Annotated in this window: 12 protein-coding genes; 2 read left to right on the top strand and 10 right to left on the bottom strand. The window is 40.9% G+C overall.

Annotation, left to right across the window (positions count from 1 at the left end; genetic code table 11):
* Window positions 1–70: 70 nt before the first annotated feature.
* Together yrbN and AC3ISQ_RS19505 are read left to right on the top strand one after the other, a co-directional pair.
* Window positions 71–160, top strand: a complete 90-nt coding sequence (yrbN, locus tag AC3ISQ_RS19510) for a protein YrbN (protein WP_489349183.1) — start codon at window positions 71–73, stop codon at window positions 158–160.
* Window positions 141–2,081 carry a DEAD/DEAH family ATP-dependent RNA helicase gene (locus AC3ISQ_RS19505; protein WP_489349181.1) on the top strand — a complete coding sequence of 647 codons (1,941 nt, stop codon included), beginning with the start codon at window positions 141–143 and terminating at the stop codon, window positions 2,079–2,081. Before yrbN ends, AC3ISQ_RS19505 begins: the two co-directional genes overlap by 20 nt.
* Before the next feature lie 143 nt (window positions 2,082–2,224).
* Here the strand turns inward: AC3ISQ_RS19505 and AC3ISQ_RS19500 are convergent, their stop codons facing one another.
* From AC3ISQ_RS19500 to AC3ISQ_RS19455, 10 genes are all read right to left on the bottom strand, one after another.
* On the bottom strand, window positions 2,225–3,244 hold the full coding sequence (locus tag AC3ISQ_RS19500) for a glycosyltransferase (protein ID WP_489349179.1): 1,020 nt from the start codon (window positions 3,242–3,244) through the stop codon (window positions 2,225–2,227).
* The gene (locus AC3ISQ_RS19495) at window positions 3,241–4,422 is read right to left on the bottom strand and encodes an O-antigen polymerase (protein ID WP_489349177.1); all 1,182 of its coding nucleotides are present in this window, start codon (window positions 4,420–4,422) and stop codon (window positions 3,241–3,243) included. Before AC3ISQ_RS19495 ends, AC3ISQ_RS19500 begins: the two co-directional genes overlap by 4 nt.
* A complete protein-coding gene (glf, locus tag AC3ISQ_RS19490) occupies window positions 4,419–5,519 on the bottom strand; it encodes a UDP-galactopyranose mutase (RefSeq protein WP_489349175.1) in 1,101 nt (366 codons plus the stop codon). The genes AC3ISQ_RS19495 and glf overlap by 4 nt, the downstream gene beginning before the upstream one ends.
* 7 nt (window positions 5,520–5,526) lie before the next feature.
* Window positions 5,527–6,780, bottom strand: a complete 1,254-nt coding sequence (locus tag AC3ISQ_RS19485) for a flippase (RefSeq protein WP_489349173.1) — start codon at window positions 6,778–6,780, stop codon at window positions 5,527–5,529.
* 160 nt (window positions 6,781–6,940) lie between these two features.
* A complete protein-coding gene (fcl, locus tag AC3ISQ_RS19480) occupies window positions 6,941–7,903 on the bottom strand; it encodes a GDP-L-fucose synthase (RefSeq protein WP_489349171.1) in 963 nt (320 codons plus the stop codon).
* A 3-nt stretch (window positions 7,904–7,906) separates the two neighbouring features.
* On the bottom strand, window positions 7,907–9,031 hold the full coding sequence (gene gmd / locus AC3ISQ_RS19475) for a GDP-mannose 4,6-dehydratase (RefSeq protein ID WP_489349169.1): 1,125 nt from the start codon (window positions 9,029–9,031) through the stop codon (window positions 7,907–7,909).
* 18 nt (window positions 9,032–9,049) lie between these two features.
* Entirely contained in the window at window positions 9,050–10,045 is a 996-nt protein-coding gene (locus AC3ISQ_RS19470; RefSeq protein ID WP_489349167.1) for a glycosyltransferase family 4 protein, read from the bottom strand.
* An 82-nt stretch (window positions 10,046–10,127) separates the two neighbouring features.
* The gene (gene cpsG, locus AC3ISQ_RS19465; RefSeq protein WP_489349165.1) at window positions 10,128–11,498 is read right to left on the bottom strand and encodes a phosphomannomutase CpsG; all 1,371 of its coding nucleotides are present in this window, start codon (window positions 11,496–11,498) and stop codon (window positions 10,128–10,130) included.
* A gap of 2 nt (window positions 11,499–11,500) precedes the next feature.
* Entirely contained in the window at window positions 11,501–12,244 is a 744-nt protein-coding gene (locus AC3ISQ_RS19460; protein ID WP_489349163.1) for a glycosyltransferase family 2 protein, read from the bottom strand.
* Window positions 12,234–13,652, bottom strand: coding sequence for a mannose-1-phosphate guanylyltransferase/mannose-6-phosphate isomerase (locus tag AC3ISQ_RS19455; RefSeq protein ID WP_489353396.1), 1,419 nt, complete (start codon window positions 13,650–13,652; stop codon window positions 12,234–12,236). The genes AC3ISQ_RS19460 and AC3ISQ_RS19455 overlap by 11 nt, the downstream gene beginning before the upstream one ends.
* Window positions 13,653–14,659: the final 1,007 nt, after the last annotated feature.

Here is a 14,659-nt window from a genome sequence, read left to right as displayed (position 1 = left end):
CTATCGCCCTAACGGGTGAGGGCTTTTTTGTTCGTTTTATAATCTAATTTGAGCCGGTTCACACTTTTCAATGAAAATAGCTGAAAATTTTCACGACGAGTTATGCAGACTGGCTGCCATTCATAATGAGGCAAGTGTACATGACTACGACTACTACTGAGATTGAAACCTCTTTTGCTGATCTGGGGCTGTCTGCACCGATCATTTCTGCTTTGAACGATCTGGGATACGAAAAACCATCACCAATCCAGGCTGAGTGTATTCCTCACCTGTTAAACGGTCGCGATGTGCTGGGTATGGCACAGACCGGTAGCGGCAAAACTGCGGCGTTCTCGCTGCCATTGCTGCACAACTTGGATGCTTCTTTGAAAGCGCCACAAATTCTGGTTCTGGCACCGACCCGTGAGCTGGCGGTTCAGGTTGCTGAAGCCATGACCGATTTCTCTAAACACATGAACGGCGTTAACGTAGTAGCCCTGTACGGCGGCCAACGTTACGACGTACAGCTGCGTGCTCTGCGTCAAGGTCCACAAATCGTTGTGGGGACACCGGGCCGTCTGCTTGACCACCTGAAACGCGGTACTCTGAACCTCTCTAATCTGAGTGGTTTGGTACTGGACGAAGCTGATGAAATGCTGCGTATGGGCTTCATCGAAGACGTCGAAACCATCATGGCGCAGATCCCGGCTGAACATCAGACCGCTCTGTTCTCTGCTACCATGCCGGAAGCAATCCGTCGTATTACCCGTCGCTTCATGAAAGAGCCACAAGAAGTGCGTATTCAGTCTAGCGTGACGACTCGCCCAGACATCAGCCAGAGCTATTGGACTGTGCACGGCATGCGTAAAAACGATGCGCTGGTACGTTTCCTGGAAGCAGAAGATTTTGATGCGGCGATCATTTTCGTTCGTACTAAAAATGCAACTCTGGAAGTGGCTGAGGCGCTGGAGCGCAGTGGTTACAACAGCGCGGCACTGAACGGCGACATGAACCAAGCACTGCGTGAGCAGACTCTGGAGCGTCTGAAAGATGGTCGTTTGGACATCTTGATCGCGACCGACGTTGCTGCTCGTGGTCTGGACGTTGAGCGTATAAGCCTGGTTGTAAACTATGACATCCCTATGGATTCAGAGTCTTACGTTCACCGTATCGGCCGTACCGGTCGTGCGGGTCGTGCGGGTCGCGCATTGCTGTTCGTAGAGAACCGTGAACGTCGCCTGCTGCGCAATATCGAACGCACGATGAAGCTGACCATTCCAGAAGTGGAACTGCCAAATGGTGAACTGTTGGGTCAACGTCGTCTGAGCAAGTTCGCCGCGAAAGTACAGCAGCAGCTGGAAAGCAGCGATCTGGACATGTACCGTGCGCTGCTGGCTAAGCTGCAACCGGAAGAAGATCTGGATATGGAAACTCTGGCCGCAGCTTTGCTGAAAATGGCACAGGGCGAACGTCCATTGATTCTGCCACCAGATCCAGTATTCAAACCTCGTCAACGTCGTGAATTCAACGAGCGTGACGATCGTGGTAATGATCGTCGTCGTGATGCACGTCCAGACAGCCGTGATGGTGGCGATCGCCCACGTCGCGAACGTCGTGACGTTGGTGAGATGCAGTTGTACCGCATCGAAGTGGGCCGTGATGACGGTGTAGAAGTTCGTCATATCGTTGGAGCTATTGCCAACGAAGGTGATATCAGCAGCCGTTACATTGGTAACATCAAGCTGTTTGCTTCTCACTCCACCATCGAACTGCCAAAAGGTATGCCGGGCGAGATCCTGAATCACTTCACTCGCACTCGTATCCTGAACAAGCCGATGAACATGCAATTGCTGGGTGATGCTCAGCCGCATGAGCGCCGTGAGCGTCGTGAAGGTGGGGCCGGTAACGGTGAACGCCGTGGCGGCGGTCGTCCATTCAACGGCGAGCGTCGTGAAGGGGCTGCTGGTGCACCGCGTCGTTCTTTCGGTGAGCGTCGTGAAGGTGGTAACGCAGGCGGCGAACGCCGTGGCGGTAACGTCAACCGTGAACGCCGTGATGATTCTGCTCCAGCAGCACCACGTCGCCGTTTCGGTGATGCGTAAGATTATTTGACCGCTTGCGGTTAAATGAGTGAAAAAAATGCCAGTCATTTGATATGACTGGCATTTTTTATGGGGGAGGGAAATGAATAAGTCAGGAAACTAAAATACTCTTAAAGTGAAGGCTGCTCATTACTATCTTATTATTACTTCTTGCTTAAGGGTATTTTGCCTATCGCCGCTTTTAGATATGAGCCATCTCTGACCATTCTAGATATCGCTTGGGTATTTGTTCTAAGGTTTTTGTATTCTTCAAATGACATGTTTTCTAAAATATTAACAGCTTCACTGATAGATGATACGGTTATACCAATATTGTTTTTGGTAATGAAATCAGCTATTGCACTTTGATTCCATGTAATGATTGGAATTCCTAAAGATAAATAAAGAGATGTTTTATGAGGGTTATTGAATTTTAGATACTCACCGTAACTCCCACTACAAGACTCAACTGAGTCGCCATCCCACACAAGACCAAAGAAGATACCGTTCACATCTATTACACTACCTGGGTCTGAAGCTTCGAAACTGCCGTTGTACTCAGCTAAGCCCTGTTTGTCATAATTAACACCGTATAATTTAAATACGTTGTTATCACAGACTTCAGAATACAAAAAGGCTGATTTATGCTGGCTTAGGTTACCTGCAAAAACGATCCCTTTTACAGTATTCTCATACTCATTATTCAATGGTGAATCTGATATATAATCAAAGATATCTAGATTTATGACATTACTTTCTTTGATACCATGGCTAATGAGATAAGATGTCATAAACCGATTGTGACTTATGACATAATCTGCGTTAAGTAAATACTCTAGATCACGGCTTTTCTCACCACGAAGGATATCAATATCATGAATCAGTAGGCAAATATTTATATTTTTTATTTTCTTTACTTTGAATATGACTTCAATAAACGGTTTGGGTAACGGGTAGTTGAATATCACCGTATCACATTTATTCCTCGATATAAGGAAAAGCACTAGCTCTATGCCATTGAATAATCTTTGATACCATTTGCCCCATAATGGTATTTTCTTCTCTTCATACACTATTTTATTGTGTGATGACAGTGCGGTGAATATTTTTGCAGCATCAAATCTTGCTTTATATCCTGCATCTTTTCTTTTGAAATTAAGCTCATTCAAAAAGTAAATCTTCATGATTTCGCAATGACCTTTGATAATTTACCAACTATAAATATCGCAACTAGTATCTGAATCCATGAGCTTATATTGACGATAAAGGACTCATGGTAAAATAGGAAAATAGCGGAATAACAGAACAGAGCATAAAACACGGCAGCTATCCAGTTAATATTCGATAAGCGCCATAGTGCCCCGATCAACAGACCATGGACAGAAGTCAAAACTACGCATAAAAATGTAGAGTAGTATATATAGTCAGCAAATGCCGTATACACGTTAGTGCGCACACCAACGTTAACGAATTCTTTGTGGATTATCATGTGGTTATTGGTTCCTAAAATGAAACCACTAACTCGTTCAAAGAACCAAAATAAATTAGAGCTAATCGATATACCTGCATGGTGATTAAAATAATACTCTTGAAATGCCACTGTAGGGCTGACTAGGTATAGCGAGACATAGTATTCAATAGGCCCACCGTAGCCTCTTAAGAAACTCATATATATCGAAAATAATCCAATGGCTAAAATAGCTATTATGATGACTTGCTTTATCTTCTTTATTCCAATTAAAACGGATGTTGCTATTATAATCATAAAGAAAATTTGCTTTCCTGTATTCATCAATAACGCAAAGAAAAATATCAGGGTTACTGCAGAAAAATAACCTATACTTACTTTATCTTTTGATTTTTGATTGGAGTAGAAAAACAAACACCAAGTAACCAATAGGAATGGTTGCAAATAGGCTACAGGGTTTCTTGATGTAGCTGTAACATCCTCACCTCGTAATTCTTTTAGAAATCGAAGGAAACCCTCGGAAAATGTATAACCATAAAAACGAGATATGATATAAGTAAGAGAAACAAATAATAATAAGTATGAAATTACTTTAGTTCTACTAAGATTCCATTGATTACCAGAATTAACAAGGTAATTCTGGTTGCAAATATACTTTTTAGTTAAAACATCACCACATAGGCATGAAAGACTAAAAATAAGCATCATGACATAAATGAAAAATAGAGTTTCTGACGCAAGTTTAACTTTATAATAACCCTCTGTTATTACATAAAAGGCAACAACAAGTGAATACACAAAGTTCACAATTGCAGCAGGGTAAAGAAAGTCTTTTTTAAGATAAAGGAAAACAGCGCCAGTTGCTAAGAATAGTAATATAAAAAAGTATATCATTTTTCTTCCAATATTTGTTTTACACGATAAAGTGCTGCAGATATTACCTGATGCATGTCGTAGTATTTATACTCAGCTAGTCTTCCACCGAAAATAATATTTTCATCTTTGGCGAGTGATGAATATTTTTTATACAAAGACATATTTTTTTCATCATTAACTGGGTAGTATGGCTCATCACCTAACTTCCATTCGGCAGGGAATTCCTTTGTCACATAAGTTACAGGTGAGTCGACATAGTCAAAATGCTTATGTTCAATAATACGAGTATAGGGGATATGAGACTCAGTATAGTTTACGACTGCGTTCCCTTGGTAGTTTTCTTGTTCCAACCTCTGAGTTTCAAACCGTAGTGAGCGATATTCTAACTGACCATATTTAAAATCGAAGTATGCATCTATTGGACCAGTATAGATTATATTTTTCGCTAACTTGACATACTTTTCTTTGTTTTTAAGAAAGTCTACATTTAGTTCAATGTCTACATCACCGAACATGTTCTTTATTAGTTGAGTATAGCCACCAATGGGAATGCCTTGATATCTGTCAGAAAAATAATTGTTGTCAAAGGTGAATCGAACAGGAATTCTATTAATGATAAAGGCAGGGAGGTCTGTCGCTTTACGTCCCCATTGTTTTTCTGTGTAGCCTTTAATTAATTTTTCGTATATGTCACGTCCGACTAAGGAAATGGCTTTTTCTTCTAGATTTTGTGGTTCTTTTCCCTCTAACTCTTCACATTGAGAAGCTATGATTTTCTTGGCTTCTTCCGGATGTTCGGTTCCCCACAGTTGATAAAATGTATTCATATTGAAAGGCAAGTTATAAAGCTTTCCATCAAATTTTGCTAGTGGGGAGTTAGTGAAGCGATTAAAGTCGGCAAACTGATTAACATACTCCCATACTGACTTATCATTTGTATGGAATATATGGGCGCCATATTTATGAATATGAATGCCATCCTTCTGTTCTGTGTAAGCATTTCCAGCGATGTGCTTTCTTTTTTCTATTACAAGGACTTTATATCCTTTTCGCTTTAATTCATAAGCACAGACAGCACCATAAAAACCAGCGCCAACTATTAGGAAGTCATACATATAGAGATCACCTTAATTTAATGACGTGTATATTTTTCTTCGATAAGAAAAGATACATTGACAACGTGACAAATATTTCTGTTATAAGCACTGAGATAGCTGCCCCGTCTTGCTGAGAAAACATTACCAAAGGAAATATAATTGCTAGGTTCAAAGCTCCGCTAGTGAGGAGTATGGTGCTGAATTGTTTTTTAAAGTTATGAGTTAACATCGTTTGAACACCAAAGATATTACTCAATATTATAATGAATGGTAAAAATGCCATTATTCTTAAAACATTAATCGCAGGTTCATAGCCTGGCCCTGCACCGTATTTAATTAACATCGGTGCGATGATAAACATCGTAACTGACCCTAAAAATGCCAGCCCACCTAGATAAATAACTAGCTTTCTGATTAGACTGAGAGCTCCTTGGTAATCAGAATTGAATATAGTATTAATTCTTGGGTAAACAGCTTGTGATACGGGGGTTAATAACCCTTGGGCAGCATTGCGGATAGTATTTGCTGTATTAAAATACCCAACAGCAATAGGGCCACTGAGAAAACCTAATATAACAGTAGTACTGGTGGTATATAAACTGATTGCGGAGGTAGAGACAAAAACGTGCCAACCATCACGCAAGCAATTCTTTATGTTTAGGGGGGTGAACTCGACTTTTCCAACCCATCCATTTTTATATATAAAGTAAAGACTGATAAGGCCAGCAATAACATTCACACTGCTTTGAATTAAAGCTGCGATCCAAACGTCTTGGGGGTTATGTACAAAGATAAATGTTAATGGCACGATTAGTGCTCTGGCTATAAGAGTCGCTATCGTGATGGTTTTCATTTTTTCCATTCCTTGGAATAACCATATAGGGAAAAGTAAATTCCCTATCACTAACGGAAAAAATGCGACCATTACATTTGCATAATCTCTATATTTCGCAATGAAAAGCGTGACTAAGATTAAAATAATTATAGAGACTAGAGTTAGTAAAAGCTTAGCCCAAAAAACGCTCCAAAATATTTCAGTTATCTTGTCTTTATTATCTTTATTTTTTGCAACTGCTTGAGTTGCTGTCCAATTGAATCCATAGTCCGTGAGTAATACAAAATATTGCATTGAAGCTTGGCAAAAGCCGAGAACACCAAAAAACTCAGCACCAAGTATCCTGACCAGATATGGAAATGTAATTAATGGAAGAATATAAGCACTTCCTTGAACAATAAAAAGATATATTATGTTTTTGGTTAATGTGCTATTGGATTTCAATTTTAGCTATTTCCTGAAAACTGGCAGGCCATATTAAAAAATTCCATACCCTACAGGGGCTGATGACAGACTGCTCTTATCTATTACTGCAATTTTCTTCAGCCCTGCCTTAAACTTTATCCAACAATCGTCTTAACGTTAAATCTAACAGTAGAAATTCCTATTTTCTGAAGCTGCTTTGATTTTTCAAGAACCAATCATAAGTTAATGTTAGTCCATCTCGTAGAGATGTTGACCATTTCCAGCCCATATTGGCTAAACGCTCAACATCCATAAGTTTACGTGGAGTACCGTCAGGCTTGCTGGAGTCGAAAATAATCTTCCCTTTAAAACCAACAACTGATGCGATAGTTTCTGCCAACTCCCTAATAGTGCAATCAACCCCAGTTCCCACATTGATATGAGAAAGCATAGGTAAGGTATTTTTAGCATAGATTTCTTCTGATAAATTCATTACATGGATTGAAGCTGCAGCCATATCATCGACATATAAGAATTCACGCATAGGGTTTCCACTACCCCAAACAGTCACGGTTTCGGCACTCTCTAGTTGTGCTTCATGGAAACGTCTAATTAGCGCCGGGATCACATGTGAGTTTTCTGCATGGAAATTGTCATTTTGACCATAAAGATTAGTTGGCATTACACTTCTGTAATCACGCCCATACTGTCTATTATAAGACTCACAGAGTTTAATGCCGGCTATTTTTGCTACTGCATATGGCTCATTGGTACTTTCTAATACACCAGTAAGAAGTGCATCCTCACGCATTGGTTGATGTACTTCACGTGGATAAATACAGCTAGAGCCTAGGAACAAGAGCTTATTCACATTATTGAGATGTGCAGCATTAATAATATTGCATTCAATCATCAGATTCTGATAAATGAAGTCTGCAGGATAAGTGTTGTTGGCGTGAATACCTCCAACTTTTGCTGCCGCAAGATAAACTTCATCTATTTCTTCATTTTTGAAAAAATCATTAACTGCTTGCTGCGAAAGAAGGTCTAATTGATTGCGATTTTGGGTGATGATCTCGACATCTTTTAAGTGTTGGAGTTTTCTCACTAATGCCGAACCTACCATTCCGTTATGCCCGGCAACGAAAATTCTTTTAGTCATTAATTAATTCCCCAACGAGATTGAGACATCGAATCCATTCGCTTTGAGCAATGCATGTTGCTTCGCTTTTTGAAGGTCGCTTTTAACCATCTCTTGGCACATTTGTTCAACGGTGATCTCCGGGGTCCAGCCAAGTTTCTCTTTTGCTTTGGTTGGATCGCCAAGTAAGGTTTCTACTTCAGCAGGGCGGAAATAACGAGGGTCGACACGCACAATCACATCACCAATGTTAACTGAAGTCGCATTTTCACCAGAGATCTTTACTACAGTGCCAATTTCGTCAACGCCTTCACCGCTAAACTCGAGTTCAATACCGACTTCAAGAGCGGACATGCTCACAAATTCACGGACAGAAATTTGCTTGCCTGTCGCGATAACAAAATCTTCCGGTTGCTCCTGTTGCAACATCATCCACTGCATTCTTACATAGTCTTTTGCATGGCCCCAGTCTCGCAGTGAGTCCATGTTACCGAGATACAGGCACTGTTCTAATCCCTGAGAAATGTTAGCGATAGCACGAGTAATCTTGCGTGTTACGAAGGTCTCCCCACGGCGCGGGGACTCATGGTTGAACAAAATGCCGTTACAGGCATAGATGCCGTAGGATTCACGGTAGTTTACGGTGATCCAGTAAGCGTAAAGTTTGGCAACGGCATACGGAGAACGTGGGTAGAAAGGAGTAGTCTCTTTCTGTGGAGTTTCCTGTACTAAGCCGTACAGTTCAGAGGTAGATGCTTGGTAGAAACGCGTTTTCTTTTCTAATCCTAAGAAACGAATAGCTTCCAGCAGACGCAAAGTACCCATAGCATCCACATCGGCCGTGTATTCCGGGGATTCAAAGGAAACTGCAACGTGACTCATAGCTCCCAGATTGTAGACTTCATCAGGCTGAACTTCTGATAGGATGCGCGTTAGATTGGAAGTATCAGTCAGGTCACCGTAGTGAAGGTGAAATTTAGGATTACTGGTATGTGGATCTTGGTAGATGTGGTCCACTCGTTCGGTATTGAAAGAAGAAGCGCGACGTTTGATGCCATGAACTTCATAGCCTTTCTCAAGAAGGAATTCAGCTAAATAAGAACCATCTTGCCCAGTAACACCCGTAATCAAAGCAACCTTGTTACTCATTTCCTCTCCAAATTAATTCTAAATTAAATCTTTATAAGCTTGATATGTTTCCTGGAAACATTGTTCCCATGAAAACTTAGTAGATTGCGCTAAGCCAGCTATTTTTAACTGCTCTCTACTTGACGGGATGCTATTTAGCGCATCGACAATATTTTCGATTGTAATAGTATCAAGCAAAAGCGCAGCATTTCCCGCAACCTCAGGGATTGATGATCGATTAACTGCAATGACAGGACAGCCGGTACGCATGGCTTCTATTACTGGAATTCCAAATCCCTCGTATTCTGAAGGGTATAATAAGCAATATGCAGTGTTATATAAGGTGTTCAGTTCTTCATTGCTTATCTTGCCCAAATGCTCATATTTATCTGGCAGTAGAGTATTCAGCATCAAACGTTCTTTATCTGTTAAATTACCACCGCCAACAATAGCTAAATGTAGGTTCTTACATTGAGCCACACTTTTCGCTGCTATTTCAAAGTTCTTATACCCACCCCTTGCACCTACAAAAATGACGTGATTATTGGTAGGTAGCTCAAGTGGTCGATAGCAATCAGAAACACCATTATGTATTACTTTGACTTTTCTCTCATCCACATCACAGAACTTGACTAAATCATTAGCCGTGTTTTGTGAAACACAAATGATTAAGTCACTGGCCTTAATGGCTTTGTTTTTTTGCCACGAATGTAGCCATGTTTTAGGTCCAGGGATATAGAGCTCGTAGGTAAAGTCATGAACTGTGGTAATAATCGGAATGGTTCTATTATCTGGAATTCTATAATATGTTGAGTGGAATATATCGGCAGTGTTACTTTGGAGTTTAAAGTTTCTATAGCGCTCTAAAACCCTGGGGACTCTTTTTATCCCTCCCTCGGAAAGAGTTCTGTCGCTAGTATACTCCACAATTGAGTATTCATCTCTAGGTATTCTCGAGATTATTTCCTTGAAATATACGGTGATTCCTCCATATGCCTGTAAACTTGATATGACTCCATCATATAAAATCTTCATACGTATATCTCAGTGTACTTTAAGTTTGTTAAAATAAAATAGAGCATAAAAACTATGTTCTATATTGATTAATACTCTGCGCTTATTGATTCAGCAAATTCATAATTTCCCTAGTACGTGCTTGCATCAGCGGTGTATCGCCTTTTGATTCCACGTTCAGGCGTACTACCGGCTCGGTATTCGAGCTACGCAGGTTGAAACGCCAGTCACCGAAAGCCATGCTAATCCCGTCCGTGTGGTCAGTCTCTTTTGCCTGTAGCGCAAAATGCTTGCGTACACGCTCTATCGCTGCTTTCGGATCTGCAAGTTTACTGTTTATTTCTCCGCTCGCTGGCCAAGCTGTCATTTGGTTCTGTACCAACTCACCCAAACGTTTTCCCTTTAGGCATAGTAGTTCGGTCACTAGTAGCCACGGGATCATCCCACTGTCGCAGTAAGCAAAGTCACGGAAGTAGTGATGGGCGCTCATTTCACCGCCGTAGATAGCATCCTCTTCACGCATGCGTTCTTTGATAAATGCATGACCGGTTTTTGACATCACCGGCTTGCCGCCCGCACGTTCGATGATATCTACGGTGTTCCAGAACAGACGTGGATCGTGAATGATTTTAGTTCCCGGTTGTTTTTCGAGGAATGCCGCTGCTAGCAGGCCAACGATGTAGTACCCCTCAATAAACTGTCCTTTCTCATCGAACAGGAAACAGCGGTCAAAATCACCGTCAAAGGCGATGCCCATATCTGCATGGTGCTCAATCACCGCGTCACGTGTATCGGAACGACACTCCGGCAGTAGGGGGTTCGGAATACCGTTAGGGAAATTACCGTCCGGTGTATTGTGAATTTTCACGAAAGTCAGTGGTACGTTGAGCACTTTAAAGCGTGCTTCGATGGCGTCAACAATCGGGCCTGCCGCACCGTTGCCGGAGTTAATTACAAGCTTCAGTGGTTTAATGTTTTCGACGTTGATATAGGAGAACAGATGGTCGAGATATGCCTCCATCACGGAGATTTTCTGGTAATTTCCGCGAGCGGACTCGTTAACCATCGGAAAATCGTTAGCTTCTGCCTTGTGCTGAATGTCACGTAAGCCAGTATCGCCGCTAATCGGGCGTGCGCCCTGGCGCACCAACTTCATGCCGTTGTAGTCTATTGGGTTATGGCTGGCGGTTACTTCAATGCCGCCATCAACAGCAAGATGCCAAGTAGCGAAGTAAATTTCTTCGGTACCGGACTGGCCGATGTCTAGCACGTCCACGCCCGCGTCTTGTAAGCCATGCGCCAACGCCAGCTTCAGAGACTCACTGGTCAGGCGTACGTCTCCGCCTAGCACTATGGTTTTCGGCTTAAGGTATTCGCCGTACGCCCGACCAATGCGCCATGCTATATCTTCGTTCAGCTCATCGCCTAGGCGACCGCGGATGTCGTAAGCTTTAAAGCAGGTTAAGTTAGTCATGATTATTTAAGAAATTGTGGAAGTTTAGAAAAGTTTTTGCACACAAGAACGATTGGCCATAACAAGCCATTTTTTCTCATGGCTTTAATATCTTCTTTAGTCTTTTGAACAATATTCTCAAAGGAGCGGTTACTCATACCACCGACACGCATTCGGGTAAGAACCTTCGGCAAATAACTCAATTTGGCATTATGTATCCATAAATATCTAATCAGAGAGTCGTAATCTGCTGATATTTTATAATCCAGATTGAAGCTGCCCCATTTTAGATAGAGATCTCGTTTCATATAGAAGCTTGGGTGCGGTGGCATCCATCCTAGTTGCATCTTAAAACGCTTGAATTCACCACTTTTCCAATAGCGAACGACTTTATTGATATCGTTTCTAGCGACATACTCCAGATCGCCATACACGGCATCACATTGGTTTTCTTTGAACTTTGCAACAACATCCTCAATCACTTCCGGGTAGGCAAGAAGATCATCCGAATGTAAAAAACCAATCACATCTCCTGTCGCCGCTTGAATACCTTTATTAAGGGCGTCATAAATACCTTTATCTGGTTCGCTAATAATTTTCATTACACGACGAGAGGTATTGTTAATCACCTCAAGGGTTGAGTCTTTGGAGGCACCATCAATAATGATATATTCTATGTCGCCATGAGATTGTGAGTCTAAAGAGAGTAAAGTATCGGCCAGTGTTGCTGCGCTATTATAAGTAGCCGTGATAATGCTAACTTTCATGATTGTTACCGTGAGTATATTGTTCTAGACGCACGATATCATCGTCTTCTAGATAAGCGCCGGTTCTGACCTCTATAATCTCCAGAGGGATTTTTCCCGGATTTTCAAGAGAATGAGACATGCCAACTGGAATATACATTGATTCATTCTCAGTCAGTAGTTGCGTTTTATTATCGCAATACACTTTTGCTGTGCCTGTCACTACGATCCAATGTTCAGCACGGTGGTAGTGTATCTGGGTTGCCGTTCGTTCGCCTAGTTTGACCGTCACCTTGCGGACGTGATAATGGTTACCTTCGGATACGGCATCAGAAGTTCCCCAAGGACGGTACAGTTCTCTGTGTTGTAAATATTCATTGCGTGAACGTGATTTAAGCGTATTTACAATGTCTTTTACAGACTGAACGGTATCTTTGTGAGAAACAAGAATGGCATCTTTTGTTTCAACAATAATCATATCCTCTAAACCTATAGCACTGATTAATCTGTGTTGTGAATAGAGGTAACTGCGTTGCGTATCAATGGCAATGACGTCGCCATGAATAACGTTCTCATTATTGTCTTTAGTATCAATTTCCCACAGTGCTGACCAAGAGCCAACATCACACCAATCAGCTTCTAACGGTACAACAACGGCATCAGACGTTTGCTCCATTACAGCGTAATCAATTGATTCATCAGGACATTTAGTAAATAATTCAATATTCAGGCGAGTAAAGTCAAGATCAAGGGAAGCTGCGCTCAAGGCATTATTACAAGCCTCTAATATATCCGGACGATACTGTTTTAACTCTTCAATATAGCGTGATGCTTTGAATATAAACATACCACTGTTCCAGTAATATGTTCCTTCATTAAGGTATCTTTGTGCAGTTTCTAAATTGGGTTTTTCTACAAACTCGGATACAGAAAAGGCGTTATCAGAAACTGGTGCTCCTTGTTTTATGTAACCATATCCCGTTTCTGGCTTGTTAGGAATAATACCAAAGGTAACAAGCTTACCACTGGCCGCCAGCTCAAGTGCATGTTTAATCGCTGTAATAAATGCAGTGTTATCTTGAATGACATGATCGGCAGCCAAAACAAGCAAAATTGGATCGCTTTGGTGTTTAAGTGCGTGTAATGCCGCCAATGCAATAGCAGGAGCTGTATTTCTACCTACTGGCTCCAGAATAATACCACTATGCTGTAAATTTAATTGACGGAGCTGCTCCGCAACAATAAAACGATGTTCTTCATTACAAATAATCAACGGATGTTCGTGTTCTAATCCGTCGAGACGCATAATAGTTTCTTGAAGCATGGAGGAAGTAGACGTCAAGGAAAGAAACTGTTTTGGATATAAAGTTCTTGAAAGTGGCCATAACCTGCTTCCTGTCCCTCCTGCCATTATTACGGGCAGAATGATGTTAGACATGTTAACCTTCACTATATTGCTGATTATAAAAATGAACATTAGGTATTCATTCTAAAGGAATATTACGAAAGTCTATATTCTACCAAGACTGACGATAGATAAACCTTATCCATTACCACTTTTCTCATTAAATCTATATTCTGTTCAATATACTCACCGTAATACACTGAATGTCTGACGATGACTCTGCGGCGTTTTCTATTCTTAACTATTCAGAGATCATCTTACGTATTACCACATCAAGCTTTTTGGCTGTTTTTTTAAATTTTAGCGACGTGTAGTGTTATATAGAGCTTACTTAGTTCAGTTTACTTACTACATGAAATAGTACTTCTTTTTATCATCCTGGCTTTCTTCTATTACAGACCGGGTTTTCTACGTCGTAAGCTATTACCACTCAAGCTATGACAAGCTAGCATTTTGCTCATGAAGCATTGTTGGACATATTCTGGCTGAGTCACAATATCATAAATTATTCTAATGATATCATGCATGTAGGTGATTGTTTCAAAGCTATCATACCGTGTTATGAATGATCTTTCCGTAGCTACCGCCCTTGGCTTAGCAGCTACCAATGCACTGACATTCATCCCATAATGGCATGCGTTCAATTGTCCCTGTGTGACCAAAGTTTGTACTAACTTGAATATAAAATTTTATGCTTTTTTATATGCAGACTATCAAATCTGCTTAGCTGAACCGAATTCTATAGGGATGGTTCATAAAAACAAGGGAATTATGTATAGTCAATTGTATCCGTACACACTATTACATCTCTGCATTTAGTTAATTAAGGATTTTCTGAATTTCATTTTTATTGTTATTTGTTTAATTTTTGTTTTGCTTTATGTTTTTTGTTCTTAATTATCAGCGTATTAGGTTTTATTGTGTTATGGAATTGTCCTAGTGGATAAACGTTAGGAGATGGTTGTAATTAAGCTATTCACGTAACTGAAGCTCTTACTCCTAGTCCATATCCCACTTGATACGCGTAATCA

The organism is Serratia sp. KH_031, from assembly GCF_057839655.1.
Note: the sequence above shows the minus strand (reverse complement) of the source record. Positions and strands in the feature narration are given on the sequence as shown.

Coding starts and splice junctions, on each gene's coding strand:
- yrbN (WP_489349183.1), top strand. CDS start 71: ATGAAAATAGCTGAAAATTTTCACGACGAGTTATGCAGACTGGCTGCC.
- AC3ISQ_RS19505 (WP_489349181.1), top strand. CDS start 141: ATGACTACGACTACTACTGAGATTGAAACCTCTTTTGCTGATCTGGGG.
- AC3ISQ_RS19500 (WP_489349179.1), bottom strand. CDS start 3,244: ATGAAGATTTACTTTTTGAATGAGCTTAATTTCAAAAGAAAAGATGCA.
- AC3ISQ_RS19495 (WP_489349177.1), bottom strand. CDS start 4,422: ATGATATACTTTTTTATATTACTATTCTTAGCAACTGGCGCTGTTTTC.
- glf (WP_489349175.1), bottom strand. CDS start 5,519: ATGTATGACTTCCTAATAGTTGGCGCTGGTTTTTATGGTGCTGTCTGT.
- fcl (WP_489349171.1), bottom strand. CDS start 7,903: ATGACTAAAAGAATTTTCGTTGCCGGGCATAACGGAATGGTAGGTTCG.
- gmd (WP_489349169.1), bottom strand. CDS start 9,031: ATGAGTAACAAGGTTGCTTTGATTACGGGTGTTACTGGGCAAGATGGT.
- AC3ISQ_RS19470 (WP_489349167.1), bottom strand. CDS start 10,045: ATGAAGATTTTATATGATGGAGTCATATCAAGTTTACAGGCATATGGA.
- cpsG (WP_489349165.1), bottom strand. CDS start 11,498: ATGACTAACTTAACCTGCTTTAAAGCTTACGACATCCGCGGTCGCCTA.
- AC3ISQ_RS19460 (WP_489349163.1), bottom strand. CDS start 12,244: ATGAAAGTTAGCATTATCACGGCTACTTATAATAGCGCAGCAACACTG.